The sequence below is a fragment of the Microbacterium sp. SWDP-B6 genome, assembly GCF_059803615.1.
The window spans coordinates 204,995-230,381 of the sequence record NZ_JAPFGV010000002.1; the positions used below are offsets into that span (position 1 = coordinate 204,995).

A 25,387-nucleotide genomic window follows, 5' to 3' on the forward strand; every position below is an offset into this window, starting at 1 on the left:
CCGGGGTACGCGTCATCGTGTACACGCAGGCGTGATCAGACGCGACGGAACGTCACGACCTCATCACGGCGAGACCGTTCGACGCGCATTCCCGCGAGTTCGAGCCGGCGGAAGACCCGGCGCGGCAGCGCGGGCAGCTCGCCGGTGCGGCCCGGCGACGGTGCGGCGAGCCCGGCGATCAGCGAGAGGTCGACGCCCGCACCCCGCACCTCGATGCGGGCGTAGTCCGAGCGGGTTCGCCAGACGAGGTGCTGCAGGTGACGGAACGGGATGCGGTGCGTCGCTGTCCCCGCACGGATGCGCAGCTCATCATTGCCGAATGCGACGCCGCACGACAGCGTACGACGGCGCAGCACTCCTATGAGCAGCAGATAGATCGGCAGGCCGACGACGACGCCCATCAGGATGATCGCGAGACGGGCCCCGACGCGCATCACCGCGTCGTCGAAGGCGATGAGCAGAGCCGTTCCCGCGAGGCCGACGACCAGGACCACGCCCACGATGGCGAGCGTCAGCGTCCCCATCCGCAGGTCGAGGGCCGTGAACTCGACGCCGGAGCCGTCGCGGCCCTCCTCCCGCTCCCACTCGGGTGCAGCGGGAGGCGGTCGTCGCTTCGCATCGCGTCGCCCGATGAGATCGGTGAGGCGCGAGAGGAGCGCGAGCCAGATCCACCCGGCTGCGGGGCCGGCGGCGATCTGCAGCACGACGACGACCGCGCTCACCGGGTCGGGCAGCCCTGCCAGCAGCCCGTCGTCGGACTCGATCACGAGGATCATCCCGGCAGTCAGGCCGACCGCGACACCGAGATGCACCGCGACGCCGGTGCGCACCGGGCGCATCTCCATCGTCGCGTTGACGAACGAGAACGCGACGCTCCAGCCACCGAGCAGCATGAGCAGGAACGGGAAGAAGCTCAGGTCGTCGCCCGCGATGGTCCAGACCATCGCGGCGATCAGGAACAGCAGTCCCCATGCGAACGGAGCACGCACGAACCGGCGACCGACCTCGCGCCTCAGCCGCCTCTCCGAGGTCGTCTCGGGCGCGGTGTCGGTCATCGCAGCAATCCTAGGACGAGACCCGACGTCATCGCGGGCGCTTCGGGTCGCGTGCGGCAGTACCGTGGATCCATGACCGCTCCTGTTGATCCGACACACACTCCCGCCTGGTCCGAGCTCGCCGCGCTGCGCGAGTCGATCACCGCCGATCTGCGGGGCTGGTTCGCCGCCGATCCGGACCGCGCTGAACGTCTCTCGTTCCCGCTCGCGGACCTCCATGTCGATCTGTCGAAGAACCTCGTCACCGATGAGGTTCTGGCCGCGCTGCTGCGCCTCGCCGAGCAGACGGGTGTCGCCGAGCGCTACGCCGCGATGCTCGAGGGGAGCCATCTCAACACGTCCGACGACCGGGCCGTGCTGCACACCGCACTGCGCCGACCGGCCGGGGCCTCCCCCGCGCTCGTCGTCGACGGACAGGACGTGGATGCCGATGTGCATGCCGTGCTCGACGCGCTCAGCGCGTTCGCCACCCGGGTTCGCGCCGGCGAGTGGCTCGGCATCACCGGCAAGCGCGTCACCCACGTCGTCAACATCGGCATCGGCGGCTCCGACCTCGGGCCGGTCATGGTCTACGAGGCTCTGAAGCCCTACGCGGATGCCGGCATCGAGGCCCGGTTCGTGTCGAACATCGATCCGACAGACCTCGCGCAGAAGACATCGGACCTCGACCCCGAGACGACGCTCTTCATCGTCGCGTCGAAGACCTTCACCACTCTCGAGACGCTCACCAACGCCCGTCTGGCCCGCGATTGGCTGTGGGCCGGGCTCCAGGCCTCCGGCGCCATCTCCGACGACGACGACGCCCGCACCGACGCCGTCGCACACCACTTCGTGGCGGTGTCCACGGCGCTCGACAAGGTCGCCGCGTTCGGCATCGACCCGGCGAACGCGTTCGGGTTCTGGGACTGGGTGGGCGGTCGCTACTCAGTCGACTCCGCGATCGGGCTGTCGCTCGCCATCGCGCTCGGTCCTGATGCGTTCCGTGAGCTGCTGGCCGGTTTCCACGCCGTCGACGAGCATGTGCGCACGACCCCGCTCGAGCGCAACGTCCCCGTGCTGATGGGCCTGCTCAACGTCTGGTACGTCAACTTCCACGGTGCTCAGTCGCACGCAGTGCTGCCCTACGCGCAGCAGCTGAGTCGGTTCCCGGCCTACCTGCAGCAGTTGACGATGGAGTCCAACGGCAAGTCCGTCCGGTGGGACGGCACCCCCGTCACCACCGACACCGGCGAGGTGTTCTGGGGAGAACCGGGCACCAACGGCCAGCACGCGTTCTATCAGCTCATCCATCAGGGCACGCGGCTGATCCCGGCGGATTTCATCGCCTTCGTCAACCCGGCGTACCCGCTGACCGACGACGGTCAGGACGTGCACGAGCTGTTCCTGGCCAACTTCCTCGCACAGACCAAGGCCCTGGCCTTCGGCAAGACCGCCGAAGAAGTCGAGGCCGAGGGAACCACGGGAGCACTCGTGGCCGCGCGCACCTTCCCCGGCAACCGCCCGACCACCTCGATCTTCGCGCCCGCTCTCACGCCGCGGGTCCTCGGCCAGCTCATCGCCCTCTACGAGCACATCACGTTCACCCAGGGCACGATCTGGGGCATCAACTCGTTCGACCAGTGGGGCGTCGAGCTCGGCAAGCAGCTCGCCATGCAGATCGCGCCGGCGATCGGCGGCGACGAGTCGGCGATCGAGGCGCAGGATGCGTCCACGAAGGCGCTGCTCGCGTACTACCGCGCGAATCGGAAGTAGGTGGAGGCGGACGAGACGCGGATGCCGCCGCCCGCGGATCGCGATTCGCCCGTGCGTGCACGTCGACGAGGTCTGCTCGTCGGCGCCGCACTGGTGGTCGCGGCGGGGCTCGTCACGCACTTCGTCGGCAGCGGCCCGATAGCGGACCTGGCCGGCGATGCGCTCTATGCGGTGATGATCTACCTGTTCATCGCCATCGCGTTCCCTCGCGCCGCCTTCTGGGTCGTCGGCGTGACCGCGCTGACCCTGTGCACGCTCGTCGAGTGCTTCCAACTCACCGGCCTGCCGGGGCTGTGGGCGGAGAGCTTCTGGCCGGTGCGGCTGGTCCTGGGCATCGGCTTCGACGCGCGCGACCTCGCCGCATACGCGGTGGGCGCCGGCGTCGCGACCCTCGTCGACGTCGCGGTCAGCCGTCGTCGCAGGGCACGCGCCTGACGGACAGCGAAAGACCCCCCGAGCGGTGCTCGGGGGGTCTTGCTGTCTGTGGACCTAAGGGGACTCCGCCATCCTCGCTGCGCTGCGGTGGCTCCCCGAATCACTCAGCCGTATAGACAGACGAGAGCCCCCCGTGCTTCGCTCGGGGGGCTCTCGTCTGTCTGTGGACCTAAGGGGATTCGAACCCCTGACCTCCTCGATGCGAACGAGGCGCGCTACCAACTGCGCCATAGGCCCTGACGTCTTCTACGCTATCACGCTCGAAGACCCGCTCGCGCCGCGAAGATCAGCCGGCTGCGCGCTTCGCAAGGAGGTCGCGGACGTGCGCCTCGATCTCGGCATCGTCGACGTATCCCATCTTCGCGAAGGGAGAAGATGCCGCCGGCGCGGCGGCGGGGATCTGCACCGGCGTCGCGGGCGCCAGGCGCTCGGCGCGCTCGCGCAGCTCGGCGAGGCGAGCCGCTGTCCGGCGCTCCTCCTGCGCATCGAGCTCTGCTCGCGCGACCTGCGCACGAGAGCCTGCGACGGTCACCAGCGGCTCGGGCAGTGGACGCGGAGTCCATGTCGCTCGACCCTGGTCGTGCAGTTCGGGCGCCACTCTCTGCACGGGCTGCTCGGCCTCCCGAACGGAGCGTCGGGCTGCACGAGCGGCGACCGACGACATGCGCTGCAGGGCGTAGCCGGCCACGACGATCATCGCTCCGCCGATCCACAGCAGCAGCTGGGCCTGACCGGCGATCAGCTGCCACACGCCCAGCCCGGCGATGACGAGACCGAGAAGCAGAGTCGAGGTGGCGACGATGCGCACGCGGCGACGAGCGCGTGCCTGGCGCATGACAGGATCAGCCCTCGTGGCCGCGAGCTCTTCACGGAGGAGCATGAGCTCGGCGGCCTCCTTCTCGGACTGCAGGCGCTTCGCGAGCTTCTGCTGCGCGAGGGCCGTCCGCGCATTGAGCTCGAGGCGCACCTCGCCGGGAGTCTCGCTGGTCTCGGCGAGCACCCGCAGGGCCTGGTTCAGCCTGACGGCGTTGCGCTCGGCGGCGTCGTACTGGAAGCGTCCGCGCCATGACGGCAGCAGATAGAGCATCCACAGGAGCACAGCGACGAGGACTATCACTCCCCCGCTCAGCACTGGCCCGTCCATGTCGACAACGGTACGGGAACATCGATGGTCACGACGCTCAGTGGCAGCGTGTGTCGCGACGAGTTCTGAACTCAGCGGCGTGTCAGAGCGCGAAACGGTCGGAAGGAGGGATCGTCGCGGCGTCCGGGGGCACTTCGCCGTTCAACCAGCGGGCCAGCACGCCCTGCGGCACATCCTCACGTGTCAGGGCGAATGCGTAGTGATCGCGCCAGTCCCCATCGATGTGGATGTACCGGCGACGCAGCCCCTCATAGCGGAAACCGAGCTTCTGCACGACCCTCAGGCTCGCGACGTTCTCGGGGCGGATGCAGATCTCCATGCGATGCAGTGCGTACTCGGTGAAGCACGCGTCGGTCGCGAGCGCGACGGCCGTCGGCGTGATGCCCTTGCCGGCGAACCGCTCGCTCACCCAGTAGCCGATGGTCGCCGAGCACAGCGACCCCCTGGCGACTCCCCAGACGTTGAGCTGCCCGGCGATCTCGCCGTCGTACTCCATGACGAACGGGTAGCCAGCGCCGTCTCGGTACTGCTGAAGCAATCGACGGATGCTGAGCCGCATGTCGAACGAGACCGAGCCGTAGGGGACGGTGGCCTCCCACGGCTGCAGCCACGAGCGGTTGCTCAACAGCTCATGCTGCAGAGCCCTCGCGTCGCGTGAGCGCACGAGGCGCAGCTCGATGAGACCGTGCCGCATCCCCGTCGCCTGATCCATCCGTGCGCCCCGCGATGACGCCTAGAGGCGTTCCGCGAACTCCTTCAGCCACGGGCGCAGCTCGGGGCCGAGGTCGTCGCGATCTGAGGCCAGCTGCACGATCGCCTTGATGTAGTCGACGCGGTCGCCGGTGTCATAGCGGCGGCCGCGGAAGATCACGCCGACCACGCCGGGGCCCTCGGGCCTGGTCGCCAGCACCTGCAGCGCGTCGGTCAGCTGGATCTCTCCGCCCTTGCCGGGTTCGGTGTGCTCGAGCACCTCGAAGATCGACGCGGGAAGAACGTAGCGACCGATGATCGCGAGGTTCGACGGAGCGTCTTCGGCGGCCGGCTTCTCGACGAGGTCGGTCACGCGCACGGCGTCCGATCCTTCGATGTCCTCCACGGCTGCGGCGCCGTACATGTGGATGTTCGCGGGGTCGACCTCCATGAGGGCGATCACGGCGGCGCCGGAGCGCTCGTGCTCGGCGATCATCTCGGTCAGCAGCTGGTCGCGCTCGTCGATGAGGTCGTCGCCCAGGAGCACGGCGAAAGAGCTGTCGCCGACGTGCGTCCGGGCACGCAGCACCGCGTGACCGAGGCCCTTCGGCTCGCCCTGACGGACGAAGTGGATGTCAGCGAGATCACTCGAGTGGATGACCCGAGCCAGACGACCCGTGTCGCCCTTCTCCATCAGCTTCACCTCGAGCTCGGGAACCGAGTCGAAGTGGTTGGAGATCGCGTTCTTGTTGCGGCCGATGATGACGAGGATGTCGTCGATCCCGGCTGAGGCGGCCTCTTCGACGACGTACTGGATGGCCGGCTTGTCGACGACCGGCAGCATCTCCTTCGGCATCGCCTTCGTCGCAGGCAGGAACCGTGTTCCCAGTCCTGCGGCGGGAATGACAGCCTTCATCTTCCTAATACCCATCCACACAGCCTAGTGGGGATGCCGCCGTAGACTCGGAGGCATGCCTCACGACGTCGAGCACGAGAAGCGCGCGCTTCGCGCCGAGCTCCGCGAGCGCCGCCAGCTGCTGAGCGACGCGCAGCGGGAGATCGCGGCATCCGCCATCACGCAGCGACTCGACGAGCTCGTCGCATCGCTGGGCGCCCGGTCGATCTCGTGCTTCCTCTCGACCACGACCGAGCCGGGCACGAGGGAGTTCGTCACCGGGGCAGTGCGCCGCGGCATCCGGGTCCTGCTTCCGGTGACCCGCGCAGACGGTCTGCTCGACTGGGCGGTCGCGACCGATGACGACGACGTCGCCGAGGGGCTGTTCGGACTGCCCGAGCCGACAGGCGAGGTCCTCGGCCCGATCGCCGTGAACGACGTCGACCTGATGATCATCCCTGCCGCCGCGGTCGACCGCACCGGGATGCGCATGGGCTGGGGGCGCGGATACTTCGACAAGACCATCGGATCGATGGAGAAGTGCCCGCCTGTCTACGCAGTCATCTATGATTCCGAGGTACTCGACTTCCTGCCGAGGGAGGTGCACGATCAGCCGGTGTCCGGCGTCGTCACTCCCACGCAGACCCTCCACCTGTCGCCGACGCGACGCTGACCCGCGAGGATCGCCATGCCCACCTATGCCTACGCCTGCCGTTCGTGCGGCCACGCCTTCGACGCCGTGCAGAGCTTCTCGGACGACGCTCTCACCGTCTGCCCCGAGTGCGGCGGCGAGCTGCGCAAGCAGTACGGATCGATCGGTGTGACGTTCAACGGATCGGGCTTCTACCGCAACGACTCGCGCGCGGGTTCTGGCGCATCGACGTCCGCACCGGCATCATCGAAGTCGGAGCCGGCGAAGAGCACCACTCCGGCGCCCGCGTCGACCAGCACCTCATCCTGACCACATCGACTCTTCGGAGGCACTCATCATGCTCAAGGGCTTCAAGGACTTCATCCTCCGCGGCAACGTGATCGACCTGGCCGTCGCCGTGGTCATCGGCACCGCGTTCACGGCGATCGTCACCGCCGTGGTCAACAGCATCATCACCCCGCTCGTCTCCCTGTTCTTCAAGGCAGACGCGACCGGAAACTTCGGGCCGCAGCTGACGAGCATCTACGGCGACACGGTCACGTTCCCCATCGGCGACCTGATCTCGGCGGTCATCAGCTTCCTGTCGGTCGCCCTGGTGGTCTACTTCGTCTTCGTCCTGCCGATGAACACGTTCAAGGCGCACGTCGAGGCTCGCAAGGGTACACCCGCCGAGCAGCCGGAGGAGGAGCCGGCCGCCGCGACCGAAGCCGAGCTGCTCGTCGAGATCCGCGACCTGCTCGCCAGGAACAGCTCGCGCAGCTGACGCGGCATCGTCCTACGACGAAGCGCACGGCCCTGATCGGACCGTGCGCTTCGTCGTATCCCCTGCAGAAGGCGCAGGGGCAGGTGTTCAGTAGTGCGGCGGCACGTCCTGCATCAGCTGATCGTCGTTCGGACCCTTCGGGCCCTTCGGCCGCTGGGGGTCCTTCACGACCCGTTCCGGGTCGGTGTCGGTTCCCGGCACGGGTGTCAGCCGGGCACGTCTCGACCCGGCGATGCGCACGACCTTCTGCCGGGGTGCGTCAGGGTCGCGCTCGTCAGTCATTCTGCGGATCGGTGAGATCGATCGGCTGCGTGTCGTTGTCGGCGCGAGCCGCGGATGCCGAGATGCCCAGGACACCGGCGATGCGCGAGGCCGCGGTGACCGGGTCGCTGTAGAGGTCGAACGCATGCACGCGCACGTAGTGCCAACCGAGGCGACGCAGCACATGCGGGCGCAGTCGGAGCGTCTCGCGCAGCGACTCGCCACGAGACTCCGGGTCGGACTCGATCACGACCGCCTTGCCGTTGTGCTGGGCGACGAGCGGCAGCAGGCCGCGATAGTCCACGTCGACGGAGGCGCCGAGGCGGCGCAGCTCGCGTGCCAGTGCGAGCGTCAGCGGATCGGCGAGGTCTTCGAGGCGCGCATCGCGTGCACGGGTGGCGAGGCCGCCCAGGATCGACATCAGCGTGGCCGCGCCGAACTCGAGTCGACCGTCGTCGAACGAGGAGGGTCGGATCGACGAGACGATGACCATGGACCGCCGGGCGCGGGTCATTCCCACGGTGAGCAGCCGCTCGCCGTCCGGCGTCGAGAGGTCACCGAAGTCGCTGAGGACCCGGCCGTGCTTGGTGAGGCCGTAGCCGAGCGAGAAGATCACGCGGTCGCGACTCTCGGCGACGGACTCCTCGAGCGTGAGCACCGCGAAGGGCTCGGCGGTGTCGCGACCGACGAAGTCGGCGACATCCGATCGTCCGGCGAAGGCGGAGGTGACCGCCGCGCGCACGCGCTCGGCGTGACGCCTGCTCGCCGTGACGACCATCAACGACTCGTCCGGGCGATGCACGGCGTGCTCGACGACCAGAGTGACGACGCGGGCGACCTCGGCCTCGGGGCTCTCCACCGCACCCGATACGGGGTCGGGCGCTCCCGTGCCGCCTTCGACGTAGTCGACGGTGAGGCTGCCGCGACCCAGATACGACCCCGCCCAGGGCAGGGAGACGATCTCGCCGCCGTAGAACGCGTCGTTGATGAGTTCGGCGAGATCTTCGCCGCCGGCGCGGTAGCTGCGCGTGAGGGTCATCACGGGCAGCAGCTCGGACAGCCGCTCGAACACCGACACGGAGTCGAAGGGAACCTCGTGCTCCCACTCGGAACCCGGGTCGACCGCGACGTGGAACGCGGTCGGCAGCTGCGTGACCGGGTCTCCGAACGCCACGACCTGACGCGCACGGCGGATCGCCGGGGCGGCTTCTGCCAGGTTGATGGCGGCCGCGTCGACGAGGAGGACCGTGTCGAACTCGACCGAGTCGGGTATCTGCGGCACGAGGTAGGGCGACGAGATCCAGACCGGCGCGAGCACGTCGACGAGCGTCGGCGCGGAGCTCACGATCTCGGCCGTCGTCGTCGCGGGCTGCTTCAGTGCGCGCCTCAGATTCTGGGATTCCTGCGGCTCGTCGACGATCGCGATCTTCCACTGGTTCGCGAGCTGCCATGCGAGAAGCGGACCTGCCATCGCGGCATGCGCCTCGTCGACGAGACGGAAGTCCCGCTCGAGCCGATCGACCACCGCCGTGTTCGCGCCGAGCAGCGCCCGGTCCTCCTGCAGAGCACGCTCGAGCAGCGTCTGCCACCAGGCGAACTCCAGCTCGTCCCCCACGCGCGACTCGGCCACGTGCCGAACGGACAACTCCGCCAGCAGCGGCTCGAGACCGAGTTCGGCCAGTCGATCGCGCAGCTGCGCACGCTCGACGAGGTTGTCGAAGACATCGGACTTGGCCGCGAGGCCCGCGAGAGTGCGCACGAGACGGGCCACGGGAAGCGTCGAGAGCGGCTCCCTGCGTCCGAGCGCGACGTCCAGCTCTGCGAGCTCGGCCGTGACGCGCTGCCACGAGGCGTAGACGTCGGCGAGGCCGAGCGGCACCTCGGGTGCGACACCGGCATCCACGAATCGCTGCCACTGGGTGCGCTGCGCCTGGATGCGGAGCAGCGACTCATGCATCTCGGTGACGTGCACTCCGGGGCGGACGTATTCCTTCGCGAGTCGACGCAGACGGCGCCGGTTGGCTCCGGACATGGCCGGCGCATCGCGTCGCGAACCGTGGGCCTGGATGAGCTCCCCCAGCGGGCGCTCGAACACGGTGGGGCTGAACCGGTCGAGGGAATCACGGATGCCCTGCAGGAGCCGCAGGTACTCGCCGAGCTCGTCGATGGTCGAGAACGGACGCATGTGCGTCTGGGCGATCAGCGCATAACCCCGCTCGAGCAGGGCAGGCACGCTCTCGGAGTGCAGACGCGCCGCCAGCTGATGCGCGGACTTCGCAGCTTCCGTGCTCGAGAAGGTCACGCCGTACCAGGGTGAGTCGTTCGGGCCGAAGCGGAACTCGCCCAGGCGCGCCGCGTGCGCGAGCGCTGCGGCAGCCGATGAGCGATCGTCGGCGAGACGGCGGAGGGTCTCGGCGCTGAGCCGCGCGGTGGTCGACGGCGGAGTGGGCAGGGAGGCGAGCCTCGTGAGGTGACGCGTGGCGTCGAGCACCGACGAGTTCGTTCCCGCGACCGGAGCGGTGAGCGCGTGCCGGTAGTCCCGCAGCACGGCGCGCAGACGGACCAGCGCGTCATCGACGTCGCTGACCTTCGGAGCAGTCGCCTTCTCGTTCCGGCCGATCGCGCGCACGAGGTCGCGGCGCACGCTGGCGGGTGAGACCGCCAGGCTGTCGAGACCGATGCCCGCGAGGCGGTGCCTCACCCCGTCGAGGGTCGAGCGCCGAGCCGAGACGACGAGCACGCGCTTGCCGGCGCGCACGAGCTCGCCGAGCGCATTGATCACGGTCTGCGTGCCGCCGGTGCCGGGGAGAGTCGCGACGGTCAGCGAATGGCCGGCCGCGATCTTCGCGAGAAGGGCCTCCTGCTCGGCATCCGCGTCGAGCAGCAGGTTGTCGGATGCCGGTGCGCGGTCATCCGGTCCGGTGTGGTGCGGGTCGGGTCTGCGGGCGGAGACCTGTTCGCGGTCGCCGACGTGTCCGGCGAGAGCGTTGAGCACGACGTGGTCGAGGCTGCCCCCGTCGCGGGACATCGCGCCGCCGACGTCGGCGAAAGTCGAGACCACGAGCCTCGGCAGCACGGTGAACGTGTCGATCGATCGCGTCGTGGCACGCAGGCTGTCGATCACGGGCTGCGGCTTGAAGATCCCGCCGTCGTAGGCGAGGGCGGCGAGCGCTGCGGCGTCGATCGTGATGCCGAAGTGCTCGCGCGCGATCCGCACGAGCTCCGGGTTCACCTCGAAGGCACCCTGCAGCTTGAGCTCGAAATCGGAATGGTGCCGTCGGATCGCCAGCGGGCGAAGGAGCACGGGTGCCGAGAACTCAGCCCCGCCGATGCGCCATCCGGCGACCCCGACCGCGAGGTGCACGGCTTCGATGCCGCGGACGGTGCGCAGCTCGGTGTTCTTCGCGGTGATCCGCTCGGCGGCGAGCCTCGCGGTCCGCAGACCGACCTCGTCGCGGTAGAGGTTCGACAGCAGGGTGGACTTGCCGGTGATGAACTGGGGGAGGCTGCCGGGGTGGGCCTTCGAGATGTCGATGCCGGACTCGACCGTGTCGCGGAAGTTGACGAGCGGCGATGAGCCGCCGAGGTCCGCGGCTTCCGCACGCAGCCGGGTGCGCTCCGCTTCGGCGGCATGCGCGATGCCGATACCGGAGACCGGCTCGTGCAATTCGCCGAGGGTCACTGCGGCATCGGTCGCCGCGTCATCCGCAGCCTTGCCTTCACGTCGCCACACACCTCACACACTAAGCGCGCCTCGCCCCGCAGCCGGTATCCCTGGCGGGTTTCACCGGATTTCCGCCCATCAGGGGGCTGGATAAGGTGTACGCGGACTGCTTCTGCACGCAAGCCGTGAGTCAGCGGCGTCTCCCCCGGTCGCGCTCGTGATGGTGCCCGCGCTCGATCGCTGCGGTCAGTATGGAGGCATGACCTTCCGCTACGACTTCGCACCGACCCCCTTCGGAGACGCACTCGCCGTGTTCTCCGACGAGGGGCTCGTCCGATTCGACCTCTCGGAATCGGACGATCCCTCGGTTCCCTGGGTTCTCGAGAACGTCTCGGGCCAGCTCGGCGCCGTCCCCGATCCCGACCCCGGAGCAGCCGACGACGTGACCGAACTCCTCGACGCCTACTTCGACGGCGCGCCGGTGCGATTCGAGGATCATCTGGAGTTCGATTGGCGCCTCGTCACCGGGTTCGCCCGCACCGCTCTGCAGACGATCAGCACGATCGAGTGGGGAGAGACGATGAGTTACGGCGAGATCGCGGTGCTGGCCGGTCGGCCCGGCGCCGCGCGCGCCGTCGGCACCGCGTGCCGCATCTCCCCCTTCTCGATCGTCGTCCCGGTTCACCGCGTGGTGCGGTCCGACGGAACGGCGGGGCAGTACGGCGCGCATCCGGAGCGCAAGAGGTTCCTTCTGGATCTCGAGTCGCACAGCTGACCGCACACGACGTGGACCCCGACGAGTAGGCCGTCGGGGTCCACGATCGCTTCATCGCCGGATCAGTGATCCACGGCTTTCTCTGCTCCGAACCCGGTGAGCGACCGCACCTCCATCTCGGCGGCCAGGAGCGGCGACTCCTTGGTGCGGCTCGTGACGGTTCCGAGCCAGCCGAGGAAGAAGCCGAGCGGGATCGATACGATGCCCGGATTGTTCATCGGCCAGAGGACGATGTCGATTCCGGGGATCATCGACGTCGGCGAACCGGAGAACACCGGCGACAGGACGATGAGGATGATCGCCGCCGCAAGACCGCCGTACATGCTCCAGACCGCGCCACGGGTGTTGAATCGCTTCCAGAACAGCGAATACAGGATCGTCGGCAGATTCGCCGAGGCGGCGACCGCGAAGGCGAGCGCCACGAGGAAGGCGATGTTCTGCCCCTGGGCGCCGATGCCGCCGATGATGGCGAGGATGCCGATCACGACCACCGTTCGTCGCGCGACGCGCACCTCGCCGTCGGGGTCGGGCTCGACCGGGTTGCCCGCGGAGTCCTTCTTGCCCTTCTGGATCACGTTCGCATAGATGTCGTGCGCGAACGAGGCGGCTGCCGTGATCGTGAGTCCGGCCACCACGGCGAGGATGGTCGCGAAGGCGACCGCCGAGATGAAGCCGAGCAGCACCGGTCCGCCCAGATAGAGCGCGAGCAGCGGGGCGGCCGAGTTCGGTCCGCCGGGTGCTGCCGCGATCACATCCGCGCCGACGAGCGCGCCCGCTCCATATCCGAGCACCAGCGTGAGCAGATAGAAGCCGCCGATGAGCCAGATGGCCCACACCACTGAACGACGAGCCTCCTTGGCGGTGGGCACCGTGTAGAAGCGCATCAGCACATGCGGGAGCCCGGCGGTTCCGAGCACGAGGGCCATGCCGAGAGACACGAAGTCCCAGGGGTTGGCCCCGTACTGCAGCCCCGGTCCGAGGATGGCATCGCCCTTGTCGGAATTCGCCACCGCTCCCTCGAGCAGCGTGTTGAGACTGAACCCGTTGATCGCCAGCACCCAGATCGTCATCGCGATGGCACCGCCGATGAGCAGGAACGCCTTGACGATCTGCACCCAGGTCGTGCCCTTCATGCCGCCGATGAGGACGTAGACGATCATCAGCAGACCGACCACGGCGATCACGATCGACTGCCCGATCCGGCCGTCGATTCCGAGCAGCAGCGAGACCAGGCCGCCGGCACCCGCCATCTGCGCCAACAGGTAGAAGAAGCACACGGCCAGCGTCGTGATCGCGGCCGCCATGCGCACCGGGCGCTGCTTCAGACGGAAGGACAGCACGTCGGCCATCGTGAACTTGCCGGTATTGCGCATGAGCTCCGCGACGAGAAGCAGTGCGACGAGCCAGGCGACCAGGAATCCGATCGAATACAGGAATCCGTCATAACCGTTGATCGCGATCGCTCCGCAGATTCCGAGGAACGACGCCGCCGACAGATAATCGCCGGCGATCGCGAAACCGTTCTGCGGCCCCGTGAACGAGCGGCCGGCGGCATAGTAGTCAGCCGCCGTCTTGTTGTTCTTGCTCGCCCGAATCACGATGAAAAGCGTCACCGCGACGAAAGCCAGGAAGATCGAGATGTTGAGGACGGGATTGCTCTCGGCCGTGACCGGCTGGGTGGCTGCGTGAATGATGTTCATGCTTCTCCCTGCGCCTTCTCGAGCTCTTCACGGATCTCCGTGGCGATCGGATCGAGCCGCCGGTTGGCGAACGCGACGTAGCCCATCGTGATCGCGAAAGTGGTGACGAATTGCCCGAGCCCCATGAGCAGTCCGACGGTGATATCGCCCCACACCCTCTGCGACATGAAGTCGATCGCGAATGCGGCGAGCAGGACGTAGACGAAATACCAGATGAGGAAGAACGCCGCGAGCGGGAAGATGAACGATCGCTGCGTCTTCTTCAACTCGCGGAATCGTGGTGATTGCTCGACAGCGATGTAGTCGATCGCTCCCGGCGAATCAGCCGTCTGATGGTCGGTCATGGGGCCTCCTTGCCTCATGTGCTGCGGCTCGCCCCGGTTTCCCAGGCGAATGATAGGGTCGACGCTACGAAACGGGGAACAGCGCCGTCACCCCCGAAAGTAGGTAGTCGTGACCACATCGACCCGGATGGAATCAGAGACCGAGCTCGTCGCCAGAGCAGTGCGCGAGCTCGCTCAGCGCACCCGGTTCCCGGTCGCCTTCGGTGGGCTCATCGACGAGGGTGTCGTCAGCGTGACCAGCATCGTCGGAAACCGCACCCGCAGTCTCGACGGGCTGCGAGTGAGACCCGAGCGCGGCCTCGGAGGGCGGGCGATGATGGAACTGCGCCCCCGCATGACCAGCGACTACGGATCCTCCCAGCAGATCACCCATGACTACGACGTGTTCGTGCTCGGCGAAGGACTGCGGACCCTGCTCGCTCTGCCCATCGTCGTGAGCGGTCGCCCTCGAGGCATCCTCTATGCGGGAGCCTGGGACAGGACACCCGTCGGAGGCGTGACGACCGCTCCGGCGATGCAGGTCGCGCAGTCCGTGGCTGAGGAGCTCCGCGTCCGCGACGAGGTGGAGCGACGACTTCGTTCGGTGGCACCGGCATCCGATTCCGTCGCGCCGCGTCATCGCGAAGAGCTGCGCGAGAGCTTCGCCGAGCTTCGCAGCATCGCGGCGTCCGTCGATGACGCCGAACTGCGCGCGCGAATCGCGCAGGTGGAACAGCGTCTCGTGATGCTAGCCGAGGATGCTGTCCCGCCGGGGACCGGACCGATCTCGACCGTTCATCTCTCCCGTCGGGAGACCGATGTGCTCGCGTGCGCGGCCCTCGGGGCGACGAATGCGGAGATCGCCGGTCAGTTGGGCCTCCGCGAGGGCACGGTCAAGGCCTACCTCGGCACGGCCATGTCGAAGCTCGACGCGTCGACCCGCCACGCTGCTGTGGCCAAGGCGCGCCGCGCCGGGCTGCTCCCCTGAGCCGCCGGCACGCGCGGCATCAGGGCTGCACAGGCGCTGCCCAGCGCTGACGGCTATCGTGGACACCGGTCGGTGAACCCCGGCCCCGGACGAGGCAGACCAGTACCCGGTGAGCGAAAAGACTGGTCCGAAAGGACCGTCATGTCGTGGATCGTGCTGATCGTCTCCGGTGTTCTCGAGGCCGTGTGGGCGACTGCCCTGGGCAAATCCGAGGGACTCACCAAGCTCTGGCCGAGCATCATCTTCGCGGGTGGTCTGATCCTCTCGATGATCGGACTCGCATTCGCGATGCGTGATATCGCGACCGGAACCGCATATGCCGTATGGGTCGGAATCGGTGTGACACTCACCGTCGTCTGGGCGATGGTCACGGGTGACAGCGAGGTCTCCTGGGTGCGCATCCTGTTGCTTCTCGGACTCGTCGGATGCATCGTCGGATTGAAATTGATCGACCCCGGTCACGAGTAATATCCTCAGGCTCGTCAATTCGGAGTATTGTCATTTCCATGGCAAGAAGAATTGTGCACCAGCTGGTAGACGACATCGACGGAAGCGTTCTGGATGTCGGTGAAGGCGAGACCGTGCATTTCTCGCTGAATGGAACCTCGTACGAAATCGATCTGAATACCGCTCACGCAGAAGAATTGCGCGCGGCACTCGAGCCGTATATCTCGGCAGGGCGTCGGGCCGGCTCCGCCGTGTCTGCGCGATCGGCGGCACCTCGCAAGCGTGCCGGCCGCAATCCGGAGGTCGCCGCGATCAGGGCGTGGGCCAACGACAACGGCTACACGCTCTCAGAGCGGGGACGAATTCCTGCTCCGGTCGTCGAGGCGTACAACGCCGCGCACTGACTCACTCGGAGGTCGCGACTCCGGGTTGGGCCCACGGCTCATCCCGGAGCGTGATCTCCTTCGCCATGTCCGACAGGAATCGGATGACGACGTCACGCTCGTCCGCCGTCAACCGCGCCGCTGAGTAGAAGCGCTTGGCCTGCTGACGACCCACCGTCTCCATCGCCGCCTGTCGCGTCTCCGGAGTGATGGTGATCGCCAGAGCACGCCGGTCGGTCGGATGCGGTGCGCGCCGGATGTGGCCGCCCTTCTCCAGGCGGTCGAGCAGCTTGGTCGTCGACGCCGTCGAGATGCCGAGGTGGGTGGCGATGCCCCCAGGAGTGGCCGTCGCACCGCGGTTCGCGCAGACGATCAGATAATGCAGCGCTCGCATGTCCGTGTCGTTGAGGCGCATGTAGCGGCGCGAGGCGAGCGACAGCTTCTGCTCGGCGTCCCTGAGCTCGCCGAGTGCTCCCATCACCAGCGCGATCTGGCGCAGGTCCTCCGGTGCGACTCCCGACCGGTCGATCAGGGTGCTCCGCGGATCCGCGGACTCGACGTCGTAGATCGCCGCGTGCGCGACGCCGTCCGGCGAGCCCGCCTCCTGTCGAGAGAGGACGTCGGACGCGCCGCTTCCGCGGGGGGTGGCGTCGGGTCCGTCGTGCATGACATCATGCTACACACGAATGTTTCATGTTATGTTGATTATTAGCTAAGCTAGCGAAAATCGAGGAGGTTCCCCCGTTGGATGAGGTCACCCTCCTTTCTGCAGACGGAGTCGCGATCGGCACCAGTGCGAAAGACACGGTCCACACGACCGATACCCCTCTTCACCTGGCCTTCTCCTGCCACGTCTTCGATCGTGAGGGGCGTCTTCTGGTGACGCGACGAGCGCTCGCGAAGCGCACATGGCCCGGCGTCTGGACCAACAGCTTCTGCGGTCACCCACGCCCCGGCGAAGACATGACCGACGCCGTGCATCGACGCGCACAGGACGAACTCGGGCTCCGCCTCACCGACGTCTCCCTGGTGCTGCCCGACTACCGCTACCGGGCCGTCGACGCGAGCGGAATCGTCGAGAACGAGATCTGCCCCGTCCATGTGGCCATCGCAGACGGCCCCCTCTCCCCTGACCCCGACGAGGTCGCCGAGTGGGCATGGGTCGACCCGGCGGAGTTCGCCGACTCCGTGATCGGCGCTCCCTTCGCCTTCAGCCCCTGGCTCGTCGAGCAGCTCCCCCAGCTCCGCGACCTCGGGGTGGTGTGACCATGACCGTGACCGTGACGCAGGCCGCGCCGCGAGAGGACCTGAGCCCTCGAGTCGAAGAGATGCTCCGCCAGCGCTTCGCCCTGCACTGCGAGAACGCAGAGGCGTATGGAACCGAGTTCGCTGCGCTCTGGCGCGCGACCGCAGACCATGCGCTCGGCGGCAAGCTCGTTCGCCCGAGGCTGCTGCTCGACATCCATCGCGCACTCGTCCCGTCCGCCGACGACAGCGCGACGGTGGCCGCCGTCGACATCGCGACGCACATCGAGCTGCTGCACTACGCCTTCCTGCTGCACGACGACGTCATCGACGGAGATCTGACCCGCCGCAAGCGACCGAACCTGATCGGAGAGCTCGCGGCGAGCACGCCGGCCACCTCCGAGGAGGACTCGCTGCACTGGGCAAGATCCAGCGCGATCCTGATGGGCGATCTGATGCTCTCGGCCGCGATCATGGGTTTCGCCCGGGCAGAGGTCTCGGCGCACGCACGACGACGCCTGCTCGATCTCGTCGAGCAGACCATCCTCGAGACGGTGGCCGGCGAGCACACCGACGTGGCGCTGAGCCACGGGATCATCGCGTCGGACGTCGACACCGTCCTCACCATGAGCGTCTACAAGACGGCGACCTACTCGTTCTCACTGCCTCTGAGAGCAGCGGCGCTCCTCGCCGACTCCTCCGATTCGGCCGAAGCGACGCTGCAGTCCGTGGGCCGCCACCTGGGTCTCGCATATCAGCTGCAGGACGACCTGCTCTGTGTCTTCGGAGACCACCGCACACATGGCAAGGATGCGTTCTCCGATCTGCGGGAGGGCAAGGAGACGGCCCTCATCGCCTTCGCCCGATCGACGGGCACCTGGGAGCGCATCGCGCCCCGATTCGGTTCCGCAGATCTGAGCCTCCAGGATGCCACCGCGATGCGCGACCTGCTGCGCGAATGCGGAGCCGAGCGATTCGTCGTCGGCCTCATCGGCGATCAGCTCGACGCGGTCTACGCGCTGTTGTCAGAGGCGGAGCTCGCCGGCGAGATCAGCTCGGATGCCGCGCGGTCGATTCTGGTCTCCGCGTCTCGCCTCGAAGGACGACAGGCATGAGCCCGACCCCTCACGACGCGTCGGGTGCGAGTCTGGGACGGTTCAACCGCGCCGCCGACACAGCATCCACCGAGGTCATCCGCACATACTCGACGTCGTTCGGGCTGGCGACCCGACTGCTCGGGGAGAGACATCGCCAGCATGTGCGCAACATCTACGCCATGGTTCGCATCGCCGACGAGATCGTCGACGGCGTCGCCGCGCAGGCAGGACTCGACGAGTCCGCGCAGACCGGCGCGCTCGCGTCTTATGTGGCCGAGACCCACCGGGCGATGGATGTCGGATACAGCACGGACCTCGTGTTGCACGCCTTCGCGCGCACGGCGAGGGAGTGCGGGATCGGCGAGGATCTCACGCAGCCGTTCTTCGACTCGATGGCCGCAGACATCGCGGGCGACACCGGCTTCACCGCCTACGACGCGGCGGCGCACGAGCGCTATGTCTACGGCTCGGCCGAGGTGGTCGGACTGATGTGCCTGCGGGTGTTCCTGCGAGAAGACACGCGCACCACCGGCGAACTCGAGACCCTGACCCACGGAGCACGACAGCTCGGCGCCGCGTTCCAGAACGTCAACTTCCTCCGTGACCTCGCCGACGACACCGAGCGCCTCCAGCGCGGCTATCTCGGCGACGGCGGCCGCCTCACCGATGCCGACCGCGACGACTGGGTTCGCACCATCACGGCGCAGCTCGACGATGCGGCACGCTCGATCCCCTTGCTGCCCAAAGACGCTCGCGCCGCCGTGCGCAGCGCCCACGCGCTGTTCGCCGCCCTGACGAGACGCGTCGCGAAGACTCCGGCCTCGAGCCTCTACGAGCGCCGGGTGCGCGTGCCGGATCCGATCAAGGCGCTGCTGGCCACGCGGTCAGTGCTCGTGACGGCGCTGGAGCGGAACCGATGAGCCGGGTCGCGGTGATCGGCGCGGGAGTCGCCGGTCTCGCTGTCGCAGGACTGCTCGCCCGCGACGGTCACGAGGTGACCGTCTATGAGAAGAACAGCCGCGTCGGTGGTCGCGCGGGCACCATAGAGCGCGACGGCTTCCGGTTCGACTCCGGGCCGTCGTGGTACCTCATGCCCGAGGTGTTCGACCACTTCTTCGAGATGATGGGCACCTCGACGCAGGATCAGCTCGACCTGACGCTCCTCGATCCCGGGTACCGCGTCTTCCAGGCACCGGAATCGGACGGGCACCCATCGCCCTCCGTCACCGTGCCCTTCGGGCGCGCGGCGGTATCTCGTCTGTTCGAGTCCCGCGAGCCCGGCTCGGCGCAGGCGCTCGACGCGTACCTCGACTCGGCGCACGACGCGCGCGTCATGGCCGAACGCTACTTCCTCTACAACCCGTTCACGCGACTGCGCACGCTGATGACGCCGGAGGTGCTGCGAGCCCTTCCTCGTCTCTTCACGCTGCTCGGCACGCGCCTGCAGTCGTTCGCCGCTCGGCGCTTCCGAGACCCGGTGATCCGTCAACTGCTCGGATACCCCGCGGTGTTCCTCGGCACCGATCCCCGCACCGCCCCGGCGATGTACCACCTCATGAGCGCTCTCGATCTCGACGAGGGCGTCAGCTATCCGCAGGGCGGGTTCTGGCGCGTCGTCGAGCGCATCGCGGAGCTGGCCGAGGCGGCGGGCGCCAGGATCGTGCTGGATGCCGACGTCACGGCGATCAGCACAGGCATCCGGTCGGGCGCACCCACTGTGACGGGTGTCGAGTGGCGCGACTCCGACGGAGTCGCGCACACGGCAGACGCCGACATCGTCGTGTCCGGCGCCGATCTGCATCACACCGAGACGGCGCTGCTCCCACCGCACCTTCGCACGTACCCCGATTCGTGGTGGCAGCGGCGCACCAGCGGACCAGGTGCCGTGCTCGTGATGCTCGGCGTGCGAGGCTCTCTGCCCGAGCTGCCGCACCACTCGCTGTTCTTCACCGAAGACTGGGATGCCAACTTCGACGCCATCTTCGGCGATGCGCCCGAGATCCCCTCCCCCGCCTCGACGTACGTCTGCCGTCCGAGCGCCACTGACAGCACCGTCGCCCCCGAAGGGCACGAGAACCTCTTCGTGCTGGTGCCGATCCCTGCCGACACCGCTTTGGGCGCGGGCGGCTCCGACGGCGGCGGATCTGCGGCGATAGAGCGGGCAGCGGATGCCGCGATCGACCAGATCTCGCGCTGGGCAGGCATCGACGACCTGCGCGAGCGCATCGTGGTGCGTGAGACGAAAGGTCCCGCAGACTTCCTCGAGGACTACAACTCGTGGCGCGGCGGGATGCTGGGACCGGCGCACATCCTCTCCCAGAGCGCGATGTTCCGCGCTCAGAACGAGTCGCGCCAGGTGACGGGGCTGTACTACGCGGGCGCCACGACCGCACCGGGGGTCGGCGTGCCGATGTGCCTGATCAGCGCCGAGATCGTTCTCAAGCGGATCCGCGGCGACCACTCTAGTGGACCTCTCGACGTCTCGGCCACCGCTGAGTCTGCGAGCGGAACCGCGTGATGGGCTTCGTATATCCGGTGGTCCTGCTCGCCACCCTCGGATGCATGCTGCTGCTCGATCGGAGATTCCGGCTCTTCTTCTGGCGCGACGCCGTCTCCGCGTCCGTCGTCACGGCCGTCGGGCTCGCGTTCTTCCTCGTCTGGGACGTCGCGGGCATCGCCGGAGGGATCTTCTTCCGTGGCGAGTCGGCCATCGCGACGGGGATCGTCCTCGCCCCCGAGCTCCCGATCGAGGAGCCGGTCTTCCTTCTCTTCCTGGTCGTGTGCACGATGATCGTCTACACCGGCGCCGTGCGCATCCTGACGAGACTGACCCGACGCCCGAGCGAGGTCGCACAGTGACCTACCTCGAGCTCTCCGCGTGGTTCGTCGGCGCCGCGGTGGTGGCGGCCATCGTTCTGTCGATCGTCTCGGGCCGGCATCGCGCCCACCTCGGCGCCGTGGCCGTGACCGTCGTCGTGCTCTTCATCCTCACCGCCGTGTTCGACACGGTGATGATCGCGACGGGCCTGTTCCACTACTCCGCCGATCATCTGCTCGGCGTGCACATCGGTCTCGCGCCTCTCGAGGACTTCGCCTATCCGCTCGCCGGGGCGGTGCTGCTGCCGACTCTGTGGGCGGCGCTGCGCGCCCGTCGACGCGCTCGTGACGACGTCAGAACCGCCGACGAGGATCCCTCATGACCTCGTCGGCCCGCGGATCCGTCGGTCGCGACATCGCGCAGATCGTTCTGTCATCCCGTCCGATCAGCTGGATCAACACGGCGTTCCCCTTCGCGGCCGCATACCTTCTCAGCACCCGCGAGATCGACCTCACGCTGATCATCGGCACGCTGTACTTCCTGGTGCCCTACAACCTGGCGATGTACGGCATCAACGACGTGTTCGACTACGCGTCCGACCTCGCCAACCCGCGCAAGGGCGGGATCGAAGGTGCACTGCTCTCCCCCCGCATCCACCGGGCCACACTGTGGGCGGCGGTCGTGACGAACATCCCGTTCCTCGTCTACCTCGTGGTGGTCGGAAACCCCGCGTCCTGGTTCTGGCTGGCGATCAGCGTGTTCGCCGTGATCGCCTACTCCGCGCCGGGGCTCCGGTTCAAGGAGCGGGCATTCCTCGATTCGACGACCTCGAGCCTGCACTTCGTGACCCCGGCGATCGTGGGTCTCGCCCTGGCCGGAGCATCCGCCACGCCGACGGCGGTCATCGTGCTCATCGCCTTCTTCCTGTGGGGCATGGCGGCACACGCCTTCGGCGCGGTGCAGGACATCGCACCCGACCGCGAAGGCGGGATCGGATCGATCGCGACCGTGATCGGAGCCCGTGCGACCGTGCGGCTGTCGATCGCGCTCTGGGCGCTGGCCGGCGTCGCGATGCTGTTCACCTCGTGGCCGGGTCCGCTGGGCGCTGCGCTCGCGCTGCCGTACATCGTGAACGCCGCGCCCTGGTGGAACGTCACCGACGAGACCTCCGCGGGCACCAACCGCGCCTGGCGGCGTTTCATCTTCCTCAACTACTTCGCCGGGTTCCTCGCGACGATGATCCTCATCCTCGCCTGGGTCTCCTGACGCCCCATCCCTGTTCCCCGCCCTGCACCTTCCGAGAGGAACCCGATGTCCCGCCCTGAGAACGCGCCCAACCCGCCGACCCGAGTGCGCACGCGGCGACACTCCTGGGCGCGCATCCTCATCCCCGTCGCCCTGATCCTGGTGTGGCTGGTCGGGGCGGGGCTCGGCGGCCCGCTGTTCGGCAAGGTCGATGAGGTCTCGTCGAACGATCAGACGAGCTATCTGCCCGAATCCGCTGATGCCACCCAGGTGCAGAAGCTCCTCGGCGAATTCAACGACAGCGACGCCATTCCTGCGATCGCCGTCTTCGTGTCCGATGACGAGCTCTCGGAGTCGGATCTGCAGACCATCTCGGGTGCCGTCGCCGACGCCCCCTCGGTGGAGGGTGTGAGCGAGGATGTCTCCCCCGCTCTGACGTCCGAAGACGGCAAGGCGGTGCAGGCGTTCATCCCCATCGAGGGCGACGCGGAGCTCGCCGATGCGATCGACGCGCTCGGCGCTCAGCTGCGGGAAGCCGCTCCTGGCGGCGTCACCGTCTACATCACGGGTCCCGCGGGCTTCAGCGCAGACCTCGTCGCCGGGTTCGCCGGCATCGACGGACTGCTGCTGGGCGTCGCCCTTCTCGCTGTGCTCGTCATCCTGGTGCTGGTCTACCGCTCGTTCCTGCTGCCGATCGTCGTGCTCTCGACCAGCCTGTTCGCGCTCTGCGTGGCATTGCTCGTCGTCTGGTGGCTGGCCAAGTTCGAGGTGCTGCTGCTCAGCGGACAGACCCAGGGAATCCTGTTCATCCTGGTGATCGGAGCGGCGACCGACTACGCCCTGCTCTTCGTGGCGCGGTTCCGCGAAGAACTCCGCGTCGTTCAGGACAAGGGAACAGCCGTGCTGGCTGCGTGGAAGGGCTCGTTCGAGCCGATCGTCGCCTCCGGCGGCACCGTGATCGCCGGCCTTCTGTGCCTGCTGCTCAGCGATCTCAAGTCCAACAGCACTCTCGGACCGGTGGCCGCGATCGGCATCGTGTTCGCGATGCTCGCAGCACTCACTCTGCTTCCTGCACTGCTGCTGCTGTTCGGCCGCGCGGTGTTCTGGCCCCGGCGTCCGAAGTTCGAGCCCGAGGTCGTCGCCGAAGAGCACGGCATGCGCAAGACCGGGCTGTGGGCGCGCCTGGCCGGCATGATCACCAAGAGCCCCCGCGCGATCTGGATCGTCACGACTCTCGTGCTGCTCGCCGGCGCCTCCGGCGTGCTGCAGCTCAACGCCGTCGGCGTGCCGGCATCCGACCTCGTGCTCGGCGCCTCGGAGGCCCGCGACGGACAGGTGGCCCTCGGCGAGCACTTCCCCGGCGGCTCCGGCAGCCCGGTCTACGTGGTCGTCGCAGAGGACAGGCTGCAGGATGCCGCCGACGTGCTGCTCGCCGACGACGGCATCGACGGCGTCTCGGTGACGGCGGCCGATTCGCCGAGCGGTGCGGCGACGGTCACCGAAGACGGACTCGTCGCGGTCGGCCCTCCAGGTGCCCCCGTGCCCGAGCCGACGGTGGTGGATGGCGAGGTGCTGCTGCAGGGCACCTTGACCGACGCGGCGGACTCCGATGCTGCTGCTGCCACGGTGCGCGAGCTCCGCGTCGAGTTGCACGAGCTCGACGCGCTCGTGGGCGGTGTGACGGCGACGGCGATCGACACGAACGACGCGTCGATCCATGACCGCAACCTGATCATCCCCGTGGTCCTCGTCGTCATCATGCTCATCCTCATGCTGCTGCTGCGCTCGATCCTCGCCCCGGTGCTGCTGATCATCACCACCGTGCTGTCGTTCGGCACGGCCATGGGCGTCTCGGCGCTGATGTTCAACGGCGTCTTCGGCTTCCCCGGCGCCGACCCTGCCGTGCCTCTGTACGGGTTCGTGTTCCTGGTCGCACTGGGGATCGACTACAACATCTTCCTGATGACCAGAGTGCGCGAGGAGTCTCTCGAGCACGGCACTCGCGAGGGAGTCCTCCGCGGGCTCTCGATCACGGGAGGCGTGATCACCTCCGCCGGTCTCGTGCTCGCTGCGACCTTCGCCGCACTCTCGGTGATCCCGATCCTGTTCCTGGCACAGCTCGCGTTCATCGTGGCGTTCGGCGTGCTGCTCGACACGTTCGTGGTGCGCTCGCTGCTCGTACCTGCGCTCGCCTACGACCTGGGTCGAGCGATCTGGTGGCCGTCGAAGCTGTGGCGGAGTGGTCGCGACTGAGGAGTGCCCTCGACTGGATTCGAACCAGCGACCTGCCCTTTAGGAGAGGGCTGCTCTATCCTGCTGAGCTACGGGGGCGAGGATTCCATTCTAGAGGAACCCTCGCCCCCGCCTCCCGCTCACGCCGCAAGGGCGAGGTACGGCTCCCACCTCGGGTCGCTCCGCTCGGTGCCACGCACCGTCCACGCGGTGCCGTGAGGAGGACGCGGCGCGAAGCGCAGCTCCCAGCGCATCTCCTGCGGAGTGCGGTCGCTCTTGGTGTTGTTGCAGCGCAGGCAGCAGGCGACGAGGTTCTCCCATGAGTCGGCTCCGCCCCGCGAGCGCGGCATGACGTGGTCGATGGTCGACGCAGCCTTGCCGCAGTAGCCGCAGCGGTGATTGTCGCGGCGTAGGACGCCCCGCCTCGTCACCGGCACCCGTCTGCTGGCGGGAATGCGCACGTAACGCGAGAGGACGATGACGGCGGGGCGGTCGTAGACGCCATGGCTGCCCCAGACGGGGTCGTCTTCGACGCGTTCGATCACGGTGGCCTTGTCATTCATGACCAGGACCAGGGCTCTCTTGAACGACACGATCGCGAGCGGTTCGTATCCTGCGTTCAGTACAAGTGTGCGCATCGTCATCCTCTCGATCCGCCGGGACGGCTTCCCGGCACTCTCGACTCACACGAAGCCGCACGGAGCGGAGGCGTTCGCAGGGATGAAAAAAGGCGCTGTCTACAGACAGCGCCTCATTCGCACGGCAACGCCGTGGTGTCCCTGCGGACGATGCAGAAGGACGTGACGACCGAGGTCATCCATGG

General features: G+C 67.9%; 27 protein-coding genes, 2 tRNA genes and 1 riboswitch. Of the genes, 17 read left to right on the top strand and 12 right to left on the bottom strand.

Translation table 11 applies throughout. The features are described from left to right. Positions 1-35 precede the first annotated feature (35 nt). Positions 36-1,055 carry a hypothetical protein gene (locus OPU70_RS05535; protein ID WP_498557304.1) on the bottom strand — a complete coding sequence of 340 codons (1,020 nt, stop codon included), beginning with the start codon at positions 1,053-1,055 and terminating at the stop codon, positions 36-38. A 72-nt stretch (positions 1,056-1,127) separates the two neighbouring features. Between OPU70_RS05535 and pgi the strand changes: the two genes are divergently transcribed. Both pgi and OPU70_RS05545 read left to right on the top strand, forming a co-directional pair. After that, positions 1,128-2,807, top strand: coding sequence for a glucose-6-phosphate isomerase (gene pgi, locus OPU70_RS05540; RefSeq protein WP_498557305.1), 1,680 nt, complete (start codon positions 1,128-1,130; stop codon positions 2,805-2,807). Positions 2,808-2,828: 21 nt separating this feature from the next. Next, complete coding sequence (locus tag OPU70_RS05545; protein WP_082041076.1) at positions 2,829-3,242, top strand: ribosomal maturation YjgA family protein; 414 nt, start codon at positions 2,829-2,831, stop codon at positions 3,240-3,242. 164 nt (positions 3,243-3,406) lie between these two features. On the opposite strand, the gene OPU70_RS05550 is transcribed toward OPU70_RS05545, so the two are convergent. From OPU70_RS05550 to galU, 4 genes are all read right to left on the bottom strand, one after another. Next, positions 3,407-3,479, bottom strand: a tRNA-Ala gene (locus tag OPU70_RS05550). A 49-nt stretch (positions 3,480-3,528) separates the two neighbouring features. Then, positions 3,529-4,386, bottom strand: a complete 858-nt coding sequence (locus OPU70_RS05555; protein WP_042539868.1) for a hypothetical protein — start codon at positions 4,384-4,386, stop codon at positions 3,529-3,531. 82 nt (positions 4,387-4,468) lie between these two features. Then, entirely contained in the window at positions 4,469-5,080 is a 612-nt protein-coding gene (locus OPU70_RS05560; protein WP_042539893.1) for a GNAT family N-acetyltransferase, read from the bottom strand. A gap of 39 nt (positions 5,081-5,119) precedes the next feature. Next, complete coding sequence (galU, locus tag OPU70_RS05565) at positions 5,120-6,007, bottom strand: UTP--glucose-1-phosphate uridylyltransferase GalU (RefSeq protein ID WP_042539866.1); 888 nt, start codon at positions 6,005-6,007, stop codon at positions 5,120-5,122. 40 nt (positions 6,008-6,047) lie between these two features. On the opposite strand from galU, the gene OPU70_RS05570 reads away from it, so the two are divergent. Genes OPU70_RS05570 through mscL form a run of 3 tightly spaced genes read left to right on the top strand, consistent with a single transcriptional unit; the run spans position 6,048 to position 7,386 of the window. Next, positions 6,048-6,644: a 5-formyltetrahydrofolate cyclo-ligase gene (locus tag OPU70_RS05570; RefSeq protein ID WP_042539864.1), complete on the top strand. Its 597-nt coding sequence runs from the start codon at positions 6,048-6,050 to the stop codon at positions 6,642-6,644. Between the two features lie 15 nt (positions 6,645-6,659). Beyond that, the gene (locus tag OPU70_RS05575; RefSeq protein ID WP_042539862.1) at positions 6,660-6,932 is read left to right on the top strand and encodes an FmdB family zinc ribbon protein; all 273 of its coding nucleotides are present in this window, start codon (positions 6,660-6,662) and stop codon (positions 6,930-6,932) included. A gap of 28 nt (positions 6,933-6,960) precedes the next feature. Next, on the top strand, positions 6,961-7,386 hold the full coding sequence (mscL, locus tag OPU70_RS05580) for a large conductance mechanosensitive channel protein MscL (RefSeq protein WP_042539861.1): 426 nt from the start codon (positions 6,961-6,963) through the stop codon (positions 7,384-7,386). Between the two features lie 87 nt (positions 7,387-7,473). On the opposite strand, the gene OPU70_RS05585 is transcribed toward mscL, so the two are convergent. Together OPU70_RS05585 and OPU70_RS05590 are read right to left on the bottom strand one after the other, a co-directional pair. Then, positions 7,474-7,668 carry a hypothetical protein gene (locus tag OPU70_RS05585; protein ID WP_042539859.1) on the bottom strand — a complete coding sequence of 65 codons (195 nt, stop codon included), beginning with the start codon at positions 7,666-7,668 and terminating at the stop codon, positions 7,474-7,476. Further along, complete coding sequence (locus OPU70_RS05590) at positions 7,661-11,380, bottom strand: ATP-binding protein (protein ID WP_042539857.1); 3,720 nt, start codon at positions 11,378-11,380, stop codon at positions 7,661-7,663. The genes OPU70_RS05585 and OPU70_RS05590 overlap by 8 nt, the downstream gene beginning before the upstream one ends. A gap of 190 nt (positions 11,381-11,570) precedes the next feature. Between OPU70_RS05590 and OPU70_RS05595 the strand changes: the two genes are divergently transcribed. Beyond that, entirely contained in the window at positions 11,571-12,086 is a 516-nt protein-coding gene (locus OPU70_RS05595; protein WP_498557306.1) for a methylated-DNA--[protein]-cysteine S-methyltransferase, read from the top strand. Positions 12,087-12,148: 62 nt separating this feature from the next. Here OPU70_RS05595 and OPU70_RS05600 read toward each other — a convergent pair whose 3' ends face one another. Together OPU70_RS05600 and OPU70_RS05605 are read right to left on the bottom strand one after the other, a co-directional pair. Beyond that, positions 12,149-13,786, bottom strand: coding sequence for a monocarboxylic acid transporter (locus OPU70_RS05600; protein WP_042539855.1), 1,638 nt, complete (start codon positions 13,784-13,786; stop codon positions 12,149-12,151). After that, positions 13,783-14,130, bottom strand: coding sequence for a DUF485 domain-containing protein (locus OPU70_RS05605; RefSeq protein ID WP_042539853.1), 348 nt, complete (start codon positions 14,128-14,130; stop codon positions 13,783-13,785). The genes OPU70_RS05600 and OPU70_RS05605 overlap by 4 nt, the downstream gene beginning before the upstream one ends. 109 nt (positions 14,131-14,239) lie before the next feature. Here OPU70_RS05605 and OPU70_RS05610 point away from each other — a divergent pair, with 109 nt between their 5' ends. From OPU70_RS05610 to OPU70_RS05620, 3 genes are all read left to right on the top strand, one after another. Next, positions 14,240-15,097, top strand: a complete 858-nt coding sequence (locus OPU70_RS05610; RefSeq protein ID WP_042539851.1) for a LuxR C-terminal-related transcriptional regulator — start codon at positions 14,240-14,242, stop codon at positions 15,095-15,097. A gap of 64 nt (positions 15,098-15,161) precedes the next feature. Further along, a riboswitch (guanidine-III (ykkC-III) riboswitch) is annotated at positions 15,162-15,228 on the top strand. 10 nt (positions 15,229-15,238) lie between these two features. After that, the gene (locus OPU70_RS05615; RefSeq protein ID WP_042539849.1) at positions 15,239-15,565 is read left to right on the top strand and encodes a DMT family transporter; all 327 of its coding nucleotides are present in this window, start codon (positions 15,239-15,241) and stop codon (positions 15,563-15,565) included. A 38-nt stretch (positions 15,566-15,603) separates the two neighbouring features. Further along, positions 15,604-15,948 (top strand): histone-like nucleoid-structuring protein Lsr2, encoded by a 345-nt coding sequence (locus OPU70_RS05620; protein WP_042539847.1) that lies wholly within the window; start codon positions 15,604-15,606, stop codon positions 15,946-15,948. 1 nt (position 15,949) lies between these two features. Here the strand turns inward: OPU70_RS05620 and OPU70_RS05625 are convergent, their stop codons facing one another. After that, positions 15,950-16,594, bottom strand: coding sequence for a MarR family winged helix-turn-helix transcriptional regulator (locus tag OPU70_RS05625; protein WP_079113264.1), 645 nt, complete (start codon positions 16,592-16,594; stop codon positions 15,950-15,952). Positions 16,595-16,671: 77 nt separating this feature from the next. On the opposite strand from OPU70_RS05625, the gene idi reads away from it, so the two are divergent. From idi to OPU70_RS05665, 8 genes are read left to right on the top strand one after another with little or no spacing between them, the layout of a single operon-like run. Then, positions 16,672-17,193, top strand: coding sequence for an isopentenyl-diphosphate Delta-isomerase (idi, locus tag OPU70_RS05630; RefSeq protein ID WP_079113265.1), 522 nt, complete (start codon positions 16,672-16,674; stop codon positions 17,191-17,193). Positions 17,194-17,195: 2 nt separating this feature from the next. Continuing rightward, positions 17,196-18,287 carry a polyprenyl synthetase family protein gene (locus tag OPU70_RS05635; RefSeq protein WP_052492919.1) on the top strand — a complete coding sequence of 364 codons (1,092 nt, stop codon included), beginning with the start codon at positions 17,196-17,198 and terminating at the stop codon, positions 18,285-18,287. Continuing rightward, positions 18,284-19,189 (top strand): phytoene/squalene synthase family protein, encoded by a 906-nt coding sequence (locus tag OPU70_RS05640; RefSeq protein ID WP_042539842.1) that lies wholly within the window; start codon positions 18,284-18,286, stop codon positions 19,187-19,189. Before OPU70_RS05635 ends, OPU70_RS05640 begins: the two co-directional genes overlap by 4 nt. Continuing rightward, on the top strand, positions 19,186-20,787 hold the full coding sequence (gene crtI, locus OPU70_RS05645; RefSeq protein WP_042539841.1) for a phytoene desaturase family protein: 1,602 nt from the start codon (positions 19,186-19,188) through the stop codon (positions 20,785-20,787). The genes OPU70_RS05640 and crtI overlap by 4 nt, the downstream gene beginning before the upstream one ends. Next, complete coding sequence (locus OPU70_RS05650; RefSeq protein ID WP_042539838.1) at positions 20,787-21,128, top strand: lycopene cyclase domain-containing protein; 342 nt, start codon at positions 20,787-20,789, stop codon at positions 21,126-21,128. Before crtI ends, OPU70_RS05650 begins: the two co-directional genes overlap by 1 nt. Next, positions 21,125-21,469: a lycopene cyclase domain-containing protein gene (locus OPU70_RS05655; RefSeq protein WP_079113267.1), complete on the top strand. Its 345-nt coding sequence runs from the start codon at positions 21,125-21,127 to the stop codon at positions 21,467-21,469. Before OPU70_RS05650 ends, OPU70_RS05655 begins: the two co-directional genes overlap by 4 nt. Beyond that, positions 21,466-22,353, top strand: a complete 888-nt coding sequence (locus tag OPU70_RS05660; protein WP_311878369.1) for a prenyltransferase — start codon at positions 21,466-21,468, stop codon at positions 22,351-22,353. The genes OPU70_RS05655 and OPU70_RS05660 overlap by 4 nt, the downstream gene beginning before the upstream one ends. 45 nt (positions 22,354-22,398) lie before the next feature. Beyond that, positions 22,399-24,585: an MMPL family transporter gene (locus OPU70_RS05665; RefSeq protein WP_498557307.1), complete on the top strand. Its 2,187-nt coding sequence runs from the start codon at positions 22,399-22,401 to the stop codon at positions 24,583-24,585. A gap of 4 nt (positions 24,586-24,589) precedes the next feature. Here OPU70_RS05665 and OPU70_RS05670 read toward each other — a convergent pair. Continuing rightward, positions 24,590-24,663 (bottom strand) — tRNA-Arg (locus tag OPU70_RS05670). A gap of 41 nt (positions 24,664-24,704) precedes the next feature. Continuing rightward, positions 24,705-25,202 carry an HNH endonuclease gene (locus OPU70_RS05675; RefSeq protein ID WP_042539885.1) on the bottom strand — a complete coding sequence of 166 codons (498 nt, stop codon included), beginning with the start codon at positions 25,200-25,202 and terminating at the stop codon, positions 24,705-24,707. Between the last annotated feature and the right edge of the window lie 185 nt (positions 25,203-25,387).

Excerpts from the sequence above, each read along its gene's own strand:
- OPU70_RS05535 (WP_498557304.1), bottom strand. The coding sequence starts at position 1,055 with ATGACCGACACCGCGCCCGAGACGACCTCGGAGAGGCGGCTGAGGCGC.
- pgi (WP_498557305.1), top strand. The coding sequence starts at position 1,128 with ATGACCGCTCCTGTTGATCCGACACACACTCCCGCCTGGTCCGAGCTC.
- OPU70_RS05545 (WP_082041076.1), top strand. The coding sequence starts at position 2,829 with ATGCCGCCGCCCGCGGATCGCGATTCGCCCGTGCGTGCACGTCGACGA.
- OPU70_RS05555 (WP_042539868.1), bottom strand. The coding sequence starts at position 4,386 with ATGGACGGGCCAGTGCTGAGCGGGGGAGTGATAGTCCTCGTCGCTGTG.
- OPU70_RS05560 (WP_042539893.1), bottom strand. The coding sequence starts at position 5,080 with ATGCGGCACGGTCTCATCGAGCTGCGCCTCGTGCGCTCACGCGACGCG.
- galU (WP_042539866.1), bottom strand. The coding sequence starts at position 6,007 with ATGGGTATTAGGAAGATGAAGGCTGTCATTCCCGCCGCAGGACTGGGA.
- OPU70_RS05570 (WP_042539864.1), top strand. The coding sequence starts at position 6,048 with ATGCCTCACGACGTCGAGCACGAGAAGCGCGCGCTTCGCGCCGAGCTC.
- OPU70_RS05575 (WP_042539862.1), top strand. The coding sequence starts at position 6,660 with ATGCCCACCTATGCCTACGCCTGCCGTTCGTGCGGCCACGCCTTCGAC.
- mscL (WP_042539861.1), top strand. The coding sequence starts at position 6,961 with ATGCTCAAGGGCTTCAAGGACTTCATCCTCCGCGGCAACGTGATCGAC.
- OPU70_RS05585 (WP_042539859.1), bottom strand. The coding sequence starts at position 7,668 with ATGACTGACGAGCGCGACCCTGACGCACCCCGGCAGAAGGTCGTGCGC.
- OPU70_RS05595 (WP_498557306.1), top strand. The coding sequence starts at position 11,571 with ATGACCTTCCGCTACGACTTCGCACCGACCCCCTTCGGAGACGCACTC.
- OPU70_RS05600 (WP_042539855.1), bottom strand. The coding sequence starts at position 13,786 with ATGAACATCATTCACGCAGCCACCCAGCCGGTCACGGCCGAGAGCAAT.
- OPU70_RS05605 (WP_042539853.1), bottom strand. The coding sequence starts at position 14,130 with ATGACCGACCATCAGACGGCTGATTCGCCGGGAGCGATCGACTACATC.
- OPU70_RS05615 (WP_042539849.1), top strand. The coding sequence starts at position 15,239 with ATGTCGTGGATCGTGCTGATCGTCTCCGGTGTTCTCGAGGCCGTGTGG.
- OPU70_RS05620 (WP_042539847.1), top strand. The coding sequence starts at position 15,604 with ATGGCAAGAAGAATTGTGCACCAGCTGGTAGACGACATCGACGGAAGC.
- OPU70_RS05625 (WP_079113264.1), bottom strand. The coding sequence starts at position 16,594 with ATGCACGACGGACCCGACGCCACCCCCCGCGGAAGCGGCGCGTCCGAC.
- OPU70_RS05635 (WP_052492919.1), top strand. The coding sequence starts at position 17,196 with ATGACCGTGACCGTGACGCAGGCCGCGCCGCGAGAGGACCTGAGCCCT.
- OPU70_RS05640 (WP_042539842.1), top strand. The coding sequence starts at position 18,284 with ATGAGCCCGACCCCTCACGACGCGTCGGGTGCGAGTCTGGGACGGTTC.
- crtI (WP_042539841.1), top strand. The coding sequence starts at position 19,186 with ATGAGCCGGGTCGCGGTGATCGGCGCGGGAGTCGCCGGTCTCGCTGTC.
- OPU70_RS05650 (WP_042539838.1), top strand. The coding sequence starts at position 20,787 with ATGGGCTTCGTATATCCGGTGGTCCTGCTCGCCACCCTCGGATGCATG.
- OPU70_RS05660 (WP_311878369.1), top strand. The coding sequence starts at position 21,466 with ATGACCTCGTCGGCCCGCGGATCCGTCGGTCGCGACATCGCGCAGATC.
- OPU70_RS05665 (WP_498557307.1), top strand. The coding sequence starts at position 22,399 with ATGTCCCGCCCTGAGAACGCGCCCAACCCGCCGACCCGAGTGCGCACG.
- OPU70_RS05675 (WP_042539885.1), bottom strand. The coding sequence starts at position 25,202 with ATGCGCACACTTGTACTGAACGCAGGATACGAACCGCTCGCGATCGTG.